Source organism: Hymenobacter saemangeumensis, assembly GCF_039541835.1.
Taxonomy (GTDB): Bacteria; Bacteroidota; Bacteroidia; order Cytophagales; family Hymenobacteraceae; genus Hymenobacter; species Hymenobacter saemangeumensis.
Map to the genome: position 1 here is coordinate 61,619 of NZ_BAABGZ010000027.1, position 16,771 is coordinate 78,389.

15 protein-coding genes are annotated in these 16,771 nt (G+C 62.6%); 7 read left to right on the top strand and 8 right to left on the bottom strand.

The window, feature by feature from the left end:
- Positions 1-155: 155 nt before the first annotated feature.
- Both ABD919_RS12080 and ABD919_RS12085 read right to left on the bottom strand, forming a co-directional pair.
- Positions 156-2,495 (bottom strand): TonB-dependent receptor, encoded by a 2,340-nt coding sequence (locus tag ABD919_RS12080; RefSeq protein WP_345236271.1) that lies wholly within the window; start codon positions 2,493-2,495, stop codon positions 156-158.
- A 215-nt stretch (positions 2,496-2,710) separates the two neighbouring features.
- Positions 2,711-3,319 (bottom strand): acyl carrier protein phosphodiesterase, encoded by a 609-nt coding sequence (locus ABD919_RS12085; protein ID WP_345236272.1) that lies wholly within the window; start codon positions 3,317-3,319, stop codon positions 2,711-2,713.
- A gap of 275 nt (positions 3,320-3,594) precedes the next feature.
- Here ABD919_RS12085 and ABD919_RS12090 point away from each other — a divergent pair, with 275 nt between their 5' ends.
- The gene (locus ABD919_RS12090; RefSeq protein WP_345236273.1) at positions 3,595-4,101 is read left to right on the top strand and encodes a pyridoxamine 5'-phosphate oxidase family protein; all 507 of its coding nucleotides are present in this window, start codon (positions 3,595-3,597) and stop codon (positions 4,099-4,101) included.
- Between the two features lie 66 nt (positions 4,102-4,167).
- Positions 4,168-4,899, top strand: a complete 732-nt coding sequence (locus tag ABD919_RS12095; RefSeq protein ID WP_345236274.1) for a spheroidene monooxygenase — start codon at positions 4,168-4,170, stop codon at positions 4,897-4,899.
- A gap of 159 nt (positions 4,900-5,058) precedes the next feature.
- Here the strand turns inward: ABD919_RS12095 and ABD919_RS12100 are convergent, their stop codons facing one another.
- The gene (locus tag ABD919_RS12100) at positions 5,059-6,660 is read right to left on the bottom strand and encodes a hypothetical protein (protein ID WP_345236275.1); all 1,602 of its coding nucleotides are present in this window, start codon (positions 6,658-6,660) and stop codon (positions 5,059-5,061) included.
- Between the two features lie 190 nt (positions 6,661-6,850).
- Between ABD919_RS12100 and ABD919_RS12105 the strand changes: the two genes are divergently transcribed.
- Entirely contained in the window at positions 6,851-8,473 is a 1,623-nt protein-coding gene (locus ABD919_RS12105) for a hypothetical protein (protein WP_345236276.1), read from the top strand.
- A 229-nt stretch (positions 8,474-8,702) separates the two neighbouring features.
- Here ABD919_RS12105 and ABD919_RS12110 read toward each other — a convergent pair whose 3' ends face one another.
- Positions 8,703-9,818 (bottom strand): DNA topoisomerase IB, encoded by a 1,116-nt coding sequence (locus ABD919_RS12110; RefSeq protein WP_345236277.1) that lies wholly within the window; start codon positions 9,816-9,818, stop codon positions 8,703-8,705.
- A gap of 175 nt (positions 9,819-9,993) precedes the next feature.
- Here ABD919_RS12110 and ABD919_RS12115 point away from each other — a divergent pair, with 175 nt between their 5' ends.
- Positions 9,994-10,797 carry a M48 family metalloprotease gene (locus ABD919_RS12115; RefSeq protein ID WP_345236278.1) on the top strand — a complete coding sequence of 268 codons (804 nt, stop codon included), beginning with the start codon at positions 9,994-9,996 and terminating at the stop codon, positions 10,795-10,797.
- Positions 10,798-10,916: 119 nt separating this feature from the next.
- On the top strand, positions 10,917-12,044 hold the full coding sequence (locus ABD919_RS12120) for an App1 family protein phosphatidate phosphatase (RefSeq protein WP_345236279.1): 1,128 nt from the start codon (positions 10,917-10,919) through the stop codon (positions 12,042-12,044).
- 207 nt (positions 12,045-12,251) lie between these two features.
- Here the strand turns inward: ABD919_RS12120 and ABD919_RS12125 are convergent, their stop codons facing one another.
- Together ABD919_RS12125 and mtgA are read right to left on the bottom strand one after the other, a co-directional pair.
- Positions 12,252-12,716: a YybH family protein gene (locus ABD919_RS12125; protein WP_345236280.1), complete on the bottom strand. Its 465-nt coding sequence runs from the start codon at positions 12,714-12,716 to the stop codon at positions 12,252-12,254.
- Position 12,717: 1 nt separating this feature from the next.
- The gene (mtgA, locus tag ABD919_RS12130; protein ID WP_345236281.1) at positions 12,718-13,482 is read right to left on the bottom strand and encodes a monofunctional biosynthetic peptidoglycan transglycosylase; all 765 of its coding nucleotides are present in this window, start codon (positions 13,480-13,482) and stop codon (positions 12,718-12,720) included.
- A gap of 144 nt (positions 13,483-13,626) precedes the next feature.
- Between mtgA and ABD919_RS12135 the strand changes: the two genes are divergently transcribed.
- Complete coding sequence (locus ABD919_RS12135; RefSeq protein ID WP_345236282.1) at positions 13,627-14,262, top strand: LON peptidase substrate-binding domain-containing protein; 636 nt, start codon at positions 13,627-13,629, stop codon at positions 14,260-14,262.
- Positions 14,263-14,448: 186 nt separating this feature from the next.
- Here the strand turns inward: ABD919_RS12135 and ABD919_RS12140 are convergent, their stop codons facing one another.
- Positions 14,449-15,261, bottom strand: a complete 813-nt coding sequence (locus ABD919_RS12140; protein WP_345236283.1) for a M48 family metalloprotease — start codon at positions 15,259-15,261, stop codon at positions 14,449-14,451.
- 112 nt (positions 15,262-15,373) lie between these two features.
- On the bottom strand, positions 15,374-16,162 hold the full coding sequence (locus tag ABD919_RS12145) for a murein L,D-transpeptidase catalytic domain family protein (RefSeq protein ID WP_425556411.1): 789 nt from the start codon (positions 16,160-16,162) through the stop codon (positions 15,374-15,376).
- Between the two features lie 225 nt (positions 16,163-16,387).
- Here ABD919_RS12145 and ABD919_RS12150 point away from each other — a divergent pair, with 225 nt between their 5' ends.
- Positions 16,388-16,747, top strand: coding sequence for a hypothetical protein (locus ABD919_RS12150; protein WP_345236284.1), 360 nt, complete (start codon positions 16,388-16,390; stop codon positions 16,745-16,747).
- The last annotated feature ends 24 nt before the right edge of the window (positions 16,748-16,771 follow it).

The window sequence follows — 16,771 nt, forward strand, 5'->3', positions numbered from 1 at the left end:
GCCCCCACTCAGGTAAGCGCAGCTACTGGCTGCTCGCCTCGGTGGGGGCTGTACTGTTTAACTAAGCTTCACCTCTTTATTCCGCCTTATTTCACAACTGCGCTGCCAGAACAACACTGCGAAACACTGCGTGCAAGCAGTCGAAAAAAGACTCGCTAAAACTGAATGCGGTAAGCCAGCACCGGAATCAGCCCCTGTTGAAACTGCCGGGAGCGCGCCTGCTTCCAGAAGTCGTAGTAGTACCAGCCCACGTTGGGGGTGCCGGTGAGGTTTTGCAGATCCAGCGACCAGAGGCGGGTGTAGCCGGGCTTGTGGCGGGTGTGGCTCAGGCGAAGGTCCAGGCTGAAGTTGGTGGGCAGCCGCTCCTGGTAAGGCTTGCTCGGGTCATCTACCTCCTGGCGCTGCAGCAGGCTTTGCGCCTCGTCGATGGCCGTGAAATAGTAGCCGCCCCGGCTGTGCAGGCGCAGGTTCAGGCCCCAAACCCGCTGCCCCGCGGCTTTCTGCTTCGTCCATTCCTTCCCGCCGGTAAAGGCCCCGGCCCAGCGGCTATTGAAGGGCGTATTACGCAGCTGCCCGTCTGTGCCGGCATAGCGGGCATCGAATACCGAGGCTGCCAGCTGATAGTACAGCCCGCGGCTGAAGCTGCGCTGCAGGCTGGCATCTACGCCAAAGGTGCAGGCGTGGCCTTGGCCCGTGGGCTGCCAGCCGGGCTCGCCCAGGTAGTTCCACCATACGTCGCGGGCCGAGGCAGGCAGCTGGCGCAGCTGCTGGTAGAAAACCTCGGCCGTGAGCCGCAGCACCGGGCGGGGGCGCCAGGCCCAGCCCAGGCCGCTGTAGTGGCTGCCAATAAGCCCGCTTATGCGGCGGGCCGGCCCCTGGGCCTGCAGCAGCGCCAGCTGCCCGTTGCTGAGCACCTGGCTCTGGCGGCTGTAGCTCAGCTGAAAGCGGTGAGCCGGCACCGGCTGCCACGCCAGCAGCCCGTAGGGTTCCGGCCGGGCCTGCTGGTCCCAGCTCAGGTAACTCAGGCGCAGCCCCGTCTGCAAAGTCAGGGCCGGCAGCAGAACCCAGTCGGCCTGCACGTAGGGCTGCACCAGGGTGTAGGAAATGTCGGCGCGCAGCTCGCCTCCGGCGGGTAGCGGGGTGCTGTGCTCCTCGCCGTGCTGGGCCTGCGCCTGCACGCCGGCTTCCAGCAGCAGCCGGCTGCCCAGGGGGCGCAGGTAGCGGCTGTATGCGCTGAGCTGCCGGGCCGTTTGCCGGTCGTAGGCCTGGCTGCGCAGGGGCCGGCGCGAGCCCAGCCAGGCTTGCTCGCGCACGCTGCGCAGCGTGCTGAAAGCAAGGCCGTTCTGCCACTGCCCTTTGCCAATGGAGGCTGACTGGCTCATGCCGGCCGCCGCCAGTGAGGAGCGGAAGTCGATGCGCTGCCGGTTTTTATCCTGCTCCCAGCTTAGCGAATCGTCCAGGGGCCGCAGCTCGTTGGCGTTGTTGCCGGCCAGCACAAAAAAGCTTAGCTGGCCCAGCGCCGTTTTTTCCAGCTGCACATGCGCCGACACATCCTGGTAGCGGATGGACTCGCCGCCAAAATCGACGCCCAGCAGCCCGAGCAAGCCCACGGTAGAGTAGCGGTAGTTTACCAGGTACGTGCTGTGGTCAGCCCCCAGAGGCCCTTCCGTGGCCAGGTCAAGCCCCAGCAGGCTGGCCTGAAAAGTGTGTTCGCGCCGGGCCGCGCTGCCCGGCCGCAGGTTGATGTCGAACACCCCACTCACGGCATTTCCAAAGCGCGAAGACAGGGCGCCGGTACGGAAGGCAGAGTTGGCCAGCAGCTGCCCGCTGAGCATGTTCACTCCGCCCCCGCTGCCCGTGGCGCGGTCCGAGCGCACGCCGGCATTGCTGAGGTGGTTGGGGTTGAGGATGGGCAGGCCCTGTAGCCGCCACTGTATGCCCTGGGGAGCCAGGCCGTGCACCACCACGTGGTTGGCCTGGTCGTTGGCCTGGGTGATGCCGGGCTGGCTGAGCACCAGGCGCGCGGGGTCGAAGAAGGTGGCCGGGAAACGCTGGGTCTGGGCGGCGGTGAACTCGCGCTGGTGCAGGCTGCTCAGCTGCGGAGCGCCCACCTGTACTTCCCCCAGCGCCACCGCCGCCGTCTGCAGCACCAACGGCCGGTACACCACCTTGCTTGATTCCACGACCAGCTCCGGCTCCTGATACGGGTGGTAGCCCAGGCGCTGCACCTGCAGGCGGTAGTAGCCCGGTGGAACCGGGCTTACTACATAATACCCCAGGGAGTCTGAGTCAGTTTGATAATGCTGCTCCCCGCTCACCAGCTCTACTTGGGCCCCGCCAATGGGCCGGCCCGAAGCCCCTTCCGTTACCCGGCCTCTTACCGACTGGCTTAGCTGCGCGGCGGCGGGCTGCCACGCCAGCAGCAGCATCCCCAGCAGGCCCGGCTTCCATTTACACTTTCTTGCTGATATAGGGTGAATAGCGGGTCGGCTCATGCGGGGACGCGTGGTGCTTAGGGGAATGGGCTTGTTAGCCGGTACCGCCGGCTCGCACTTTTGCACTTGAGTAGTGCAGCAGGCACCGGCTGCTTGGCCGGAACGCGGCTGGCCTGTCATGGGTAAGCCGGGCACTACAGCCCACAATGCCTGCTCTACGCCCCTCCCAGCCAAAAGTTCCTTGGGCAGAACAAGCCCAAAGGCCCGCCGCTTGCTTACCTGCTTAACACCCCCAGCTGCAGGCTTACATAGCCCTGCAGCGCTGGCCAGAAAGCCCGAAAGTCGGCCTCGTATGCAGAGTAGTTGGCTTGCAGCTCGGCCACGGCGGTTTCCATGCCCGAGCCGGGTAGAGCCCGCCGGCTAAGACCATTCAGGGAGCGGGCTACACCTTCCAAGGTGGCGTAGTGCTGCAGCCAGTTCTGTTGCACCATGTACGGCAGAAAATGCTGCACCCGGGCCGGCATCTCGGCCGTGCGGGCGCTTAGCAAGGCATACACCCGCTGGGTAAATACGCTGAGGCTCTCGGTTGAGTAGTCCGGAAAGTTGCGGGCCAGGAAATGGTCGAGAAAAATATCCGAAATCACCCCGGCATACTTGCCATAGCCCGCATCGCGCAGGCGCTGGGTACCGCGCCGCACCACGGGGTGCTGGTCGGTAAAGGTATCGATGGCCCGGTGCAGGCGAATGCCGGTTTGTACGGCCGGCGGAAAGCCCTCAAGCTGCTTGCCAGGCACGGAGTCGGCGACAAAATTCCCCAGTAGCACGTCGGCGTAGCCGGGAGCATCGGCGGGACCGGAAAGGAAAAGGTGCGCGAGGAAATTCATTTTGGGGAAGTTAGCGCAGTATCGCGGTGGGTGTAGCGTGGACGCAGCGAGTCCGCGCGTGTGAACGTTCCTACGCGCGGACTCACAGAGTCCACGCTACAAATCCACTGACCCCGAAACAGCGATAACCATGCAAGACAATCAGCCGGCAGGTATTGTTTTAGGAAGATTTGAAGGCAGCCTAGGCTGGAGAACGGGCCCGGGCAAAAGGCCAACCTTGCCTGAGCCGGGCCGTAGGTACAAGCATTACTTTCACACCAAAACACTTCCTTCCCATGGCCGAAAAAGTTGCCGTAAGCCACGATATCACCCAGCTCGTGGACAAAATCAAGGACATCAAGATTGCAATGATGACCACTGCCGAGCCCGATGGCACCCTGCACTCGCGGCCGATGTACACCCACAAGCCCGAAGCCAATGGCACGCTGTGGTTTTTCACCGAAAAAGACTCGGCTAAAGTAGACGAAGTGCAGCAGGACCGCCGCATCAACCTGGCTTATGCCGAACCCAGCGACAACCTGTACGTGGCCATCAGCGGCACAGCCAAGGTGGTAAACGACCGGGCTAAAATCAAGGAGCTGTGGAGCGAAGGCCTGCGCGGCTGGTTTCCCGAAGGCTCCGACGACCCCAACATCTCCCTGCTTCGCGTCGACATTGAGCGCGGCGAATTCTGGAACTCGCCCAACAATACCTTGCTGCGGGCTTATGCCTACCTGAAAGCGGTTGCTACCGGCGAGCGGCACCAGCCCAGCCCCGAAGAACACTCCAAGGTGAATCCTTAAGCCAGGATTTGCTGTTTAAAAAAGGCCGGGCGCAGCTCCGGCCTTTTTTCATGCTTTTCTGCAACAATGCCCCTCACTACGCTCACCATATTCACCCTGAACCCGGGCAACCGCCGCTGGGGCCTGGCCCAGATGGGTACCTCCCCCGCCCTGCTGCGGCAGGTGCCCGGCCTGCGCTTTTTCCGCCTGCTGGGCAGCGGTGCCGACAATGGCTTTGGCCTCTGGCCTAACCTGCAACGCTACAGCCTGCTGGCTGTGTGGGAAAACGAGCAGGCAGCCGCCCACTTCTTCAGCCACAGCACGCTGTGGTCGGCCTATCAGCACCGCAGCCAGGAAATGTGGTGCCTGCACTTAGCCCCCATCAAGTCGCAGGGCTTGTGGAACGGCACCAACCCATTCGACTACCCTACGCCGGAAAGCGCCATGCCCGCCGATGCTCCGGTAGCCGTGCTAACCCGGGCCGCCATCCGCTGGCACAAGGCCATGCGCTTCTGGCAGTTTGTAGACCCCACCAATGCCCGGCTGGCCACTGCCAGCGGGCTGCTGGCGGCCATCGGCATCGGCGAGCTGCCGGTGGTGCGGCAGGCCACCTTCAGCGTGTGGGAATCGGCCCAGGCCATGCAACAGTTTGCTTACCGCGACGAGCAGCACCGGGAAGTCATTAAGCTCACGCGCCAGGAGAAATGGTACGCCGAGGAGCTGTTTGCCCGCTTTAGCGTACTGGGCAGCGCCGGCACCCTCGACGGCGTAAATCCCCTTGCCGGCCGGGTGCCCGAGCTGGGCGCCAACACCTATTAACTCATGTTGCGGCAATTATGGCGCGGGGTCGTACCCAAAGGGCTCTGCCCCGCGTCATCAGTCGCACAACTTGGGTTATTAGGCTGCAGGTCAAACCTATTCCACAACTTACGAGCAGAAAGCTAAAGGCGGGCTGCAAAAGTAATAGCAGCAGAAGCCTTAGTCGTCCAGCTTGTAGCGTCCCAGCCAGCTGCTGGCATTGTAGTTCAGGGCGCGCTCCGGGTCGAGCTTCACGCGCACGCCGGCGGGAGCTTCGGGGTCGGGGTTGCTGCTGGTGTACCAGGTGATGCCGCGGGTCTCGCGGAGGTTCTTGCCCTGCACCTCATCCTTGCCGTTGCCCCCGTGCAGCCCCACCGCAAAGCCTGGCCGCAGGCGGCCGTGCAGCTCAAACACGTCATCACCGCCCAGGCCGTACACGTTCAGGCGCCGCGTGTGGCGTACGCTCAGCTGGTAGTCGCCCACCAGGCTGTCGGGGCCAGCAGCCGGCCGTACCAGGTGCTGCACCCGCAGCTGCCCGGCCTTGCCGGTGGCACTCAGCACGAAGCGCTCGGGCCGGTCGGTGCCAACTATCCAGGCTTCACGGGTCAGCTCCCGGCGAAACCGCAGGGCCACGGCCGGCAGCTGCTCGCGCCGCGCTTTGAGCAGGGGGCCGAAGTAGGCCGTCACCCGCGCCCGGGTTTCCGGTGGGCCCGCTTGCAGGGCCTGGTCAATAAGGGCGTCGGTCAGGCGCAGGCGCAGCGAATCGGCAACCTGCCGGAAGTCTTCATCGCTGAGGCTGGTCAGGATGCTGCGGTCCAGGGCCCGGGCCGTATGGGTCAGGGCCTCGACATCGCCCAGCTTGATGCGCCCGCGGAAGCTTTGGTAGCGGGGCACCACCCAGGACACCAGCCGGGTCAGCACCCCGTCGTTGAACAGGAAAAAAGCCTGGTCACGGTCGCGCGGAATGGGCCGGTACTCGGTGGTACCTGGCCCCGGAAAGCTGGCCCAGCGCCATTGGTCTTCGCGGCGGCTCCAGTCGCCGAGCCAGATATCGAGCAGCCGCGCCCGCAGGTGAGCCCGGGCATTCACGTAGCTGCCCGGGCGCTGGTGTATGTCGGCCAGCATCTTGGCCGTGCTCACCACCCGCGGCGAGCGCCCAAAGCTGGGGGTGAGGCGCTGGTCGCCGTCGGGCCGCTCCTCCAGCAGGTAGAGGGCATTGGCATAGTCTTTCCGGAACTTGCCCAGCGTGGTATCGGCCGCCAGAAACACCAGGCGCGGGTTGGCATGGTACACCCCCGCCGCGTCAGCCAGCGCAGCGGCCACATACGCTCCATAGGGTTGGATTACACTGGTTTGGTCTTTCATCAGCCCCCCCAGCAGCTGGCGCCTCCAGCCTTCGGGCAGGGCCCGGCTGGCGTCTTTATCAACCGAGCGCAGCACGTACTGCTGGCCCGTTGGCGCCTGCAGGCGCAAGGTGCGGCTCTGGTAGCTGCCCCCGGCTTGGAGGGGAAGCAGCGGCCCGTTGGGCGTGGCCGCGCCCAGGCGCAGCACCGGGGCCGTAACCGGGGTGGCCCACAGCTCCCGGTAATGCTTGCCCCAGAACAGCTGCCACACTGCGCTCCGGTCGTAATGCGTGCCGGCAGCAGTGCGCACCGTGCTGGAATCTGCCGCCCACTGCACCGGCTCGGAGCCAGGGGAAAACTGACCGGTGCAGGCTCCTGCCGAGAACAGCGCCGTGGTGACTACGGCCAGGCGAAGGGATGTTGAAAATAGTAAGCCCACAAGCAAAAGAGCGGAACCAGCCACTTGCTGAAAGTGACCTAAGCCGGGAAATTCGTTTGTTATAGCGCAAAGCCAGGCGCTACAGTTGTGCCCAACCCGGGCCGCTCCGTCTTGTTTGAGCTGGTAAATGGCCTACTTTTCTGCTAAAGCTGCGTTTAATGCCATATTCGTGCTTTGCCGTAATTTCGGAATGTTCCCTTTTTTATCCTGGATTTCTCCTCGCCTGCCCGCCCTGCTTGTGCTGCTAACCCTGCTGAGCACAAGCTGCGCCCGGCGCAACTACTTTCAGCCTGATGCCCGCGTGGGCCCTACCGCCACGGCCCCGTTGCCGGCCGGGGCCGATTCCGTGCGGGCCACTGCCGGACGACACTACAACCACCACTCGGCAGTGCACAAGCTGTTATATGGCCGGCATTACCGCCCGGTGTGGGCCGCCGAGGTGAAAGCGCCCGTGCTCAACCTGAGTACGGCCGCCCCGGGAGGCCTGAAAGCCGGAAAGATGGGCGGCGGCTTCCAAAGCATCAGCATGACGCTGGAAAACCCGACCGGACGTGAGTACGCGCTGCGGGCCCTGGACAAGGCCCCCAACAAGACCCTGCCCATCTGGCTGCGTAAGACCTTTCTGCTGAATGTAGTGCGCGACGCCACTTCGGCCGCGAATCCTTACGGCGCCCTCACCGTGCCGCCGCTGGCCCAGGCAACCGGAGTGCCGCACTCCCATCCCCGGCTGGTGTACGTGCGCCCCGATGCCAACGACCTCGGCGAAGGCTCCGAACGGTTCCGGGGCAAGCTGGCTCTGCTGGAAGAAAAATACGACGGCCCCGCCGACCGCACCGGCCCCTGGCTGAGCGCCGAGACGTTTCGGGAAAGCGAGGAGATGTTGAAGAAGCTGTATGCCTCCCATGCCGCGTTTATCGAGCAGCCGGCTTTTCTTCGGGCGCGCCTGCTCGATGTGTGGCTCGGCGACTGGGACCGGCACGAGGGGCAGTGGCAGTGGGCGGAGTTCGCGCAGAAAAACGGCCGCACCCGCTTCCAGGCCATTCCCAAAGACCGCGACCAGGTGTATTTCCGCTTCGACGATGGGCTGATTCCCTGGCTTGTCAGCCGGTTCGTGGCGCCCAGGTTTCAAACCTTCAAGCCCACGTATACCAACGTGCATGGCCTCGTATCCCAGGGCCACTTCCTCGACCAGCGCAGCCTGTCGCTGCTGCGGCGGGCCGACTTTCACCGCATGGCCACTGAGCTGCAGCGCCGCTTGCCGGATACCCTGCTCGAGCGGGCTGCCCGCTTGCTTCCCTCCAGCGTGTATGCCCTGGAGGGAAAGCGCCTGGTGGCTACCCTGCAAGCTCGGCGCGAAGCCCTGCCCCAGGCGGCCGATGCCTTCTACCTCGACTTGTTTCGCCAGGCAGTGGTAGGTGGCACGTCCCAGCCCGAGCGGTTTGTGGTGCGCCGCTACGCCGACTCTACCGTGGTGCGCATCGAAGGCGGCCTGCAAGTGAGCGGCCAGGGTCAGAATGCCCGGGTGGCCTTTCCGGTTTTTTACCAGCGCACCTTTTTGCGCCAGGAAACCAAACACCTGACCCTGGAAGCGTTAGGCGGCGACGATGAGCTCGACGTCAGGACCATAAACACCAAACGGCCCATGCCGCTGGCCATTCACGGGGGCCCCGGCACCGATGAGCTAACCCTCAGCGGCAGCACCCGGCACCTGCGCTACTACGATGAAGCTGGGAGCAAAAGCCCCATCAAAGCCCGGCCGACACCCAAGAAACACAAGCCCTACGCACGGTTCGACAAAGACAAAAGCCCCTGAGCGGACGCCAGGGCTCCCTTAAATCGCATCCGAAGTTGCTGTAGGGTTATTCCAGACCGGCTCCCCCTCTCCCTTTCGGAAATGCGAATTAAGCATTTTTTGGGGGCGGAGGGTGAGGCGGACGGGAAAACGAAGCCGGTACGCCTACTTGAGAATTACTTCCAGAACAACCCAGCGAATCACTGCGCCATACCACTACCAGCCACTGCGTGGCATGAAGCCTTCCCCATCACGCTGCCTGTTCCAGCATGCGCAGCACCAGGCGCTCATTAGGAGAAAGCAAATCGTCTGGGGCAGCTTCGGCATCGTGCCGGCGCAGAAACTCAATCAGCTGCCCGGCCTTAAACAGCTCCACTACCTGCGGGTGGATGTAGTACTTCGAGCACACCGTAGGCGTGTTCCCGAGGCCGCTGGCCACTTCCTTTACCGCCCTCTTTATCACCTTTTCGGGTGCTAGCCCTGGCTCTTCCCGGAGCACGCTTTCCAGGCACTCCACCATTTTTACGGTGCCGCCCCAGGTACGAAAGTCCTTGGCCGAAAGGGCCAGCCCGGTGTGGCGCTGCAGGTATTCGTTCACGTCGCCCGACTCCAGGGCATGGCGCTGCCCGTCGGTAGTGTAGTACTGAAACAGGTGCTGCCCGGGAATTTCCTTGCACTTGCGCACCAGCCGGGCCAGGCGGCGGTCGGTGAGGGTTACATCGTGGGCCACCCCTTTCTTGCCGGTGAAGGCAAAGCGCACGTCGGCTCCGTCGATGCTCACGTGCTTGTCGCGCAGGGTCGTCAGCCCGTAGCTTTTGTTTTTCTTGGCGTACTCCTTATTGCCCACCCGAATAAATGACTGGTCCATCAGGGTGAGCACCAGGGCCACAACCTTTTCCTTGTCCAGGACTGGCCGGCTCAAATCCTTGCGCAGCTGCTGGCGCAGGGGGCCCAGCTTTTCGCCAAAGGCCCGCAAGCGGCTGAACTTGGTGAGGCTGCGCATCTGGTCCCAGTCGGGGTGGTAGCGGTACTGCTTGCGGCCCAGGGCGTCGCGGCCGGTTACCTGCAGGTGGGCCGTGGGCAGCGGCGAAATCCAGACCTCCGTCCAGGCCGGCGGAATCACGAAGCTGGCAATTCGGTCCAGCACTTCCTTGTCGGTTATTTTCTGGCCCTGAGCATCGTGGTAGGTGAAGTTGCCGGCCCGGGTGGGCTTGCGCGTGATGCCCGGGCCCTGGTCGGATGCGTAGCGTAGGCCGGCCAGCTGGGCCTGGCGGGCAGGGTCTTTGTAGAGTACGTGGGCCTCATCGAGCGGCGCCAGGCTTTTTTTCCGGGTTTTGGGGCGGGGAGCGGCGAGTGTGTCTGGCATGAAAATTAAAAGAAGAAAGGCTGGCTGTTCAGCGCCTGCCTTCTACGCAAGCCGGGGCCGCCGGGTCAATTTCCAACACCCGGCACCTGCCCTGCGTATCAATGGGCAGCCTGGCGGGGCGCTACTGCTCCTGGCAACTGCCGTTTCTACTCACCGACTTTCACTTATCATCCATATGATTTCACTTCGTAAACCTCTGCTTGCCGCAGCACTTTTCCTGGGAATCGGCCTGGGCTCCTGCTCCAAAGACGGCGATGGCGTGCTCCTCTTTTCTGTGCAGGACGACATTGCGCTGGGTGCCCAGGTAGCCGCCAAAACCGATTCTACCTACCGCGCCAACGGCCAGCTGCTCGAGCGCAACGCCGCCAACGCCCGCGCCTATGCCCTGCTCGACCCCATTGTGAACCGCGTGCTCAACTCGGGCCAGCTGCAGCACCGCAACGACTTTGTGTGGGACGTAAAAATCATTCGCGACCCCAACATTCAGAATGCCTTTGCTACGCCCGGCGGCCACATTTATGTGTTCTCGGGCCTGATTGACTTCCTCGATAATGAAAGCGAGCTGGCCGGCATTCTGGGCCACGAAATTGCCCACGCCGACCGCCGGCACACCTCCCGCCTGCTGCAGCAGCAATACGGGGTGTCGGTGCTCCTGGGCGTACTCACCGGCAACAACCCCGGGCAGCTCACCCGCATTGCCGTGGGCCTGGGCCAGCTCAGCTTCAGCCGCGAATTTGAGCGCGAAGCCGACGACTACTCCGTCACCTACCTCAACCCCACCATGTACTCCTGCGACGGCGCAGCGGGCTTTTTCATCAAGGCACAGGCCCAAAGCCAGGGCAACCCGCCCGAATTCCTCAGCACCCACCCCAACCCCGACAACCGCATTCAGGCTATCCAAACCAAGGCCCGGGAGCTGAGCTGCACCGGCCGCACCGTTAACAACAGCAATTTCCAGGAGCTGCAACGCATTCTTTAACCAGGGATTTTGAGCTGATAACGACGCCAGTAGCTTTTGCTACTGGCGTTTTTTGTAGCCTACCCGCGCCCGGAACGTTATTCTTGCACCTTCACAGCGCGCTTTTGGCGCCCGATGCCATGCCCTTACCCCGCTTTTTAAGCTCCCTGGTGGAGTGGTCTGACCATTTTATGACCCGGGTTTCTGCCCGAAACGGCAGCCTGCGGCCCCTGCACATCGATGCCTACCGAAGCTACGGCACCCCTGACCGCTTCTACATCAAAGGCCGCCTGCTGGCCGACCGCGGCATTTCGGCCCAAACCGCGGAAGACTCGCGCTGGCGCAACTTTCAAGGCATGGTGCGCCGCTTCAATAGCCGCGAAGTAGCCGGTGCCGACCTGGTAGCCGAACTTCCCGATGGCAGCCAGCACCTGGTGACCACCGACGACGAAGGTTACTTCACCCTTATCATCGAGCCCCAGGCCCTGCCCGAGCCGGTGGCCTACCTCTGGTACCCCATCCCGGTTAGCCTCAGCCGTCTGCCATCACACTTCCCGGCCATCCCCGCCAAAGTGCAGGGCGTGGCCCGCGTGCTGGTGCCCCCGGCTACGGCCGAGTTTGGCGTTATCAGCGACCTCGACGACACGGTGCTGGAAACCAAGGCGACCAACGTGCTCAAGATGCTGGGCAAAGTACTGCTGAGCAATGCCCACACCCGCCCGCCCTTTGAAGGAGTAGCCGAGTTTTACCAGGCCCTGCAGCACGGGCTGACTGGCCAGCCCGACAACCCCTTTTTCTACGTCAGCAGCTCCCCCTGGAACATCTACGACATGCTGGAGGACTTTATCAGCCTGGGTAAGCTGCCCGCGGGCCCCTTGCTGCTGCGCGACGCGTCGCTGCGCCTGCCGCCCGCCATTCCCGGCGAATCCATGGCCGCCTCGGCCCACCACGCCCACAAGCTGCACGAAATCGAGGGCCTGCTCACCACCTACCCTCACCTGCCCTTCGTGCTGCTGGGCGACAGCGGGCAGGAAGACACCCGCATCTACCGCGAAGTGGTGCGCCGCTTTCCCGGCCGCATCAAGGCCATTTATATCCGCGACGTGCAGGTGCCGGCCCGGGCCGCCCTGGTGGGCCCCGTAAGCGAAGAGCTGCGCGGCGAAGGCGTGCCCATGCTGCTCGTGCCCGACTACGCCACCGCAGCCCAGCACGCCGCCGGCCTGGGACTGATTAAAGCCGAAGGCATTGGCAAAAGCCCGGTGGATTAGGGATTAGGGATTAGGGATTAGGGATTAGGGATTAGGGATTAGGGAGCGAACGACATCTTTATAGCTAAGACTGACTCTGGTCACGTTATTCTTTGGCCGAGTCGCCTGAGGAAATAAAAAGCCTGGATGCCAGCACAGGCGTCTAGGCACTTTCTGCACTGGCATAATACAAATACTTAACTACGTATAAGGCCTAAGGCCTAAGACCTAAGAAGAATGGTCGGCTACAACCACCCATTTGCCGTCTATTTTTCGCATTATGAGCAGGAAATGGCCTTGCAAATCGCCGGCCTGCGGGCGGGCCAGGTGCCAGCCGCCAACCACCTGGGCAGTGCCAGCTTCCAGCGGGGTTATTTTCAAGCTGGTAAAGGATAGCTGCCCCATGGCGGCTGCGTCGGGGTAGCTTTTCTGGTAGTTGTCCAGCGTGGGCTGCCAGCCATAGGTCAGGCCTTTTTTGCCGATAAAAACCAGGGAATCCGACTGCCAGTAGCCCTGCATATAACCCGGAATGTTGCCCTGATTCCAGGCCTGGGTTTGCGCATTCAATACCTGCATAATGTCGTGCCGTATCTGCCCCGTATCAGGGGAGCTGGTGGGTGAGGAAGGCGTACAGCTCAGCGCGAGTGGCAGGGGCAGCACCAGCAGAAAACGGAGGAAAGGGGTCGGCTTCACGTTATTCGGTTAAGATTTCGGCAATGTAGGCAGTGCCGCCCAGGCGGCGCATGTTGCGCATCACGCGCATTTGCTTGGCCCGGGCAGCCGGCCCGGGGTTGGAGGCCCGAAACCGCAGGGGGTTGGGGAGCACGCCGGCCAGCAGGGCGGCTTCGGCCGCGTTCAGCTCGCTGGCCGGCTTATGAAAGTAGCGCTGGCTGGCCGCTTCCACTCCAAAGGTGCAGTCGCCCATCTCGGCCACGCTCAGGTACATTTCCATGATGCGCCGCTTGTTCCACAGAAACTCAATCAGCACCGTGAAGTAGGCTTCGGCTGCTTTGCGCACATAGCTGCGCCCGTGCCAGAGAAAGACGTTTTTGGCTACCTGCTGCGAGATAGTGCTGCCCCCCACGATGCGCTTGCCGTCGCCGTTCCAGTTGGTTTTCGCCGCCTTCACCAGGGCATCAAAATCGAAGCCGTGATGAGTCAGGAAACGCTGGTCTTCGGCTGCCACCAGGGCCAGCGGCACGGCGGGTGCCACTTCGTCGAGGGTACGAAACCGGTAGCTGATGTGGCGAGGGTCGGCCTGTATGCCGGTGTAGCCCATGCCCACCGGGGCGTGGGCCCGCCGCTCCAGCATCAGCCAGGTAGCGGGGGGAGCTATCCAGCGGTAAATCAGTACCCAGGCCACGCTCAGCAGAAAAAAGGCCGCCAGGCTTTGCAGCAACAGGCGGCTGCCCAGCTTCAGGTAGTGCGCAATGGGAAAGGGGGAAGGGGGGGCGGGCATTGGGGCAAAAATAGCCTAGTGCATCGGATTCGCCCCTGGCACCCTACCTTGGCACAACCTTTTTAGCGCCCGGCTGCTTGGGTATTCGGGTGTTTGCCATTCCTTGCCTGCCCGACTTCAACTCTCCCCTCCCCGTTTCTGCTCATGGCCCGCCTGCTGCCGCTTTTCCCTCTTAACCTGGTGGTTTTTCCCCACGAAAAGCTGAACCTGCACATCTTCGAGCCTCGCTATCGGCAGCTCGTGCGCGACTGCCTGGAGCAGGGCATCACCTTCGGCATTCCGCCTTTTCTGGGCAACACCCTGGGCGAGCTGGGCACGGAGATGCGTCTGCTTAGCGTAGAGCAGACGTATACCAGCGGCGAGATGGACATCCGCACCCAGGCCGTTCGGGTATTCCGCATCAACAAGTTCTTCCGCGAGGCTCCGGGCAAGCTCTATGCTGCCGGCCAGGTAGAGGATGTAGCCCAGGACGACGAGCCCGACCCCTTGCTGCGCGACATCATCAGCCAGCAGGTACGCCAGCTCTACGAAGCGCTGGGCCTGCGCAAGCTGCTGCTGGAGCTTTCTCCCGACTACCGCATTTTCGACGTGGCCCACCACGTGGGCTTCAGCCCCGAGCAGGAATACCAGCTGCTGGCCACCACCAGCGAGCAGGAGCGCCAGGAAATGCTGCGCGAACACCTCGACACCATCCTGCCGGTAGTCCTCGAAACCGAAAGGCTCAAGGAGCGGGTCCGGCTAAATGGCCACTTCAAGAACCTGCAGCCGCCATCTTTCTGAACCGCAGATTTTAACGGATTTGACGGATAAGAACGGATTCCTTTCCGTCCGGTCTTCTATCAACAAAGAAAAATGACCACTGCAGCCGGAGCAGTGGTCATTTTTCTTTTTTTAATTATCTGGCTGAAAACAGGTCTTTTGAATCCGTTCTTATCCGTCAAATCCGTTAAAATCTGCGGTTCAGATTTACTGGCTCAGCCCCCCAGGTAAGCCGCTGGGGTATTGCTTTTGAATTTCTTCTTCCAGCACACCAACGCGGTTGCCGGGGTTGGGGTGGGTAGCCAGGAACTCCGGGCCCCGGCCGCCACCGCCCTGCTGCTCCAGTATCTGCATCACCTGAATCATGGCGCGGGGGTCGTAGCCGGCGGCGCCGGTGTATTTTACGGCCAGCCGGTCCGACTCCAACTCATCATCGCGGCCGAAGCGCAGGGTCAGGAGCTTGGCTACTGCCGCTGCTACGGCGGCATTGGCAACCGAGCGGCCCGGGCGGTTGGGGTCGTAGGCGGCAATGCCCGCGGCCCCGGCCAGGCCCTGGGTGAGCTGGGCCTTCGCCAGCTGCTCGGCCGAGTGCCGGCCAATGACGTGCCCAATCTCGTGGGCCAGCACGCCGGCCACCTGGGCTTTGGACTTCAGGTGCTTGAGCAGGCCTGCCGTAATAAAAATCTGTCCGCCGGGTAAGGCGAAGGCGTTAATGGTCTGCTCGTCGGCCAGCAAGTGAAAATCGAAGCGGTAGGGGGAGTTGCCGGCTCCGGAAGCCTGCACCAGCTGCTGCCCTATCTGCTGCACGGCGGCCCCGGCCTGCCGGTCGGGGTGAATGCCGCCGTACTGCTGGGCCATCTGGGGAGCAGCCTGCAGGCCCAGGGCCACTTCTTCTTCAGCCGACATGTTGACATGCTGCATCTCCCCGGTTACGGGGTTGGCTTCCCGCTTGCACCAGTAGGTAATCAAGGAAAAGCCGGCAATTACCAGCGCTATTATAAAACGAAAGCCACCACGCATGATGCAAGGAAAAGGAAGGAGGTGAAAGAAGCCGGGCCGCACAACAAGTGCAACGGTGCCCGAATGCTGCTTCTAACGTCAGGCTACTGCCTAAGTTACTCCTCTCCCATTTTTAGTCCTGCCCGGCTTCTACTGAGGGAGGCTGGCTCAGGCTCAGCATACCCTCCTTCCGGGCAAAAGACTGCACGGCCTGGTCAAAATCCAGCCATTTGGAGTGGAACCCTGCTTTCTCGGGGCCGTGCAGATACAAGACGCTGCCTCCTTTTATAGCTTTCACAATGGCGGTGGTTTGAGCCAGTGGCAGGGCCGGGCAGCCCTGGCTGCGCCCCAGGCGTCCGTGCTGGCGCACAAACTCTTCGCATACATACTCGGCCCCGTGCACCACCACCGCCCGGTTTTCGGCGTTGGTGTTAAAGCCGGGGTCCTGGCCATACAGCTTCAGCGACAAGCCATGCTTGCCCACATAGGTGGTAGCGGCGGTTCGGTAAAAGCCCAGGCTGGTCATCTCCGAGCCGCCTTTGTTAGAGAAGGCCATGGCTACGTTTTCGCCGGAGCTTTTGCCGTGAGCCACCAAGGTGTGAAACAGCACCTTCTGCTTGGCCAGGTCGATAACCCACAGCCTTTTTTTGGCGCTGGGCCTGGTATAGTCAATCAGCGTGAGCACCGCGCGGCCGCTTTTTTTTGCGTGCAGGTTGTAATAGCCCACCAGGGCCCGTCGAAATACGGGCAGGGTCAGGCCCTGCTCGCTTAACTTGAGCTTGGTGTACAGCTGTGTTGTCTTCTGCTCGAACGCAGTTTGATAAAATACCTTCCGGGCGCTGGCCGGAAGCTCGGCCAGGGCGGCAGCCGGCGCCTGCTGTGCCCGGGCGGAGCCCGTGCAGCTTAGCACTGCAGCCAACACCAGGGGGCAAAACCAACGTATTTTCAATGGCTTCATTCGTACAAAGAACGTTTAGCAAGCATTCTCCTCCCTGTAAATATGCTCCCAGCGGCCGGATTTACCCGTAGCTTCGCGGATAGATGCGGCGCTACGCCGCCGTGCAAACGATAGTTCCCGATGCTGAGTTTCCCACTACCGGCTTTCCGCTGCCAGCCTTCCTGGTTGGGCCGGGCCCTTGCAATGGTCTTGGCCGGCCTGCTTAGCGGCTGTGGCCACTCCCTGCCCCAGCTGCCCGGCTTCGATGCTGAGGCCTGGCGGGCCGACCCCTACGGCTGTCACAACCAGCGAGAAAAGGGCCTGGCTGCGATTCTGAAGCATAAAGAGCTGCTCTACGAAGCGCGCGCCAACGACATCACCTCCCTGTTGGGCCACCCCGACGAGGAGGAGCTGCGGGCCGGCACCGAGAAAGTGTATTTCTATTACCTGCAGGCCGGCAGCCAGTGCGATGACCGCCACCAGCGGTCCAGTGCCCCCCGCCTCAGCCTGCGCTTCGGCCCGCTGGGCACCGTTACCGAAGTTCTTGCCGACCCGGTTCGCAAGCCCTAGGTGCATGCTGCCCACGAAAAAAGC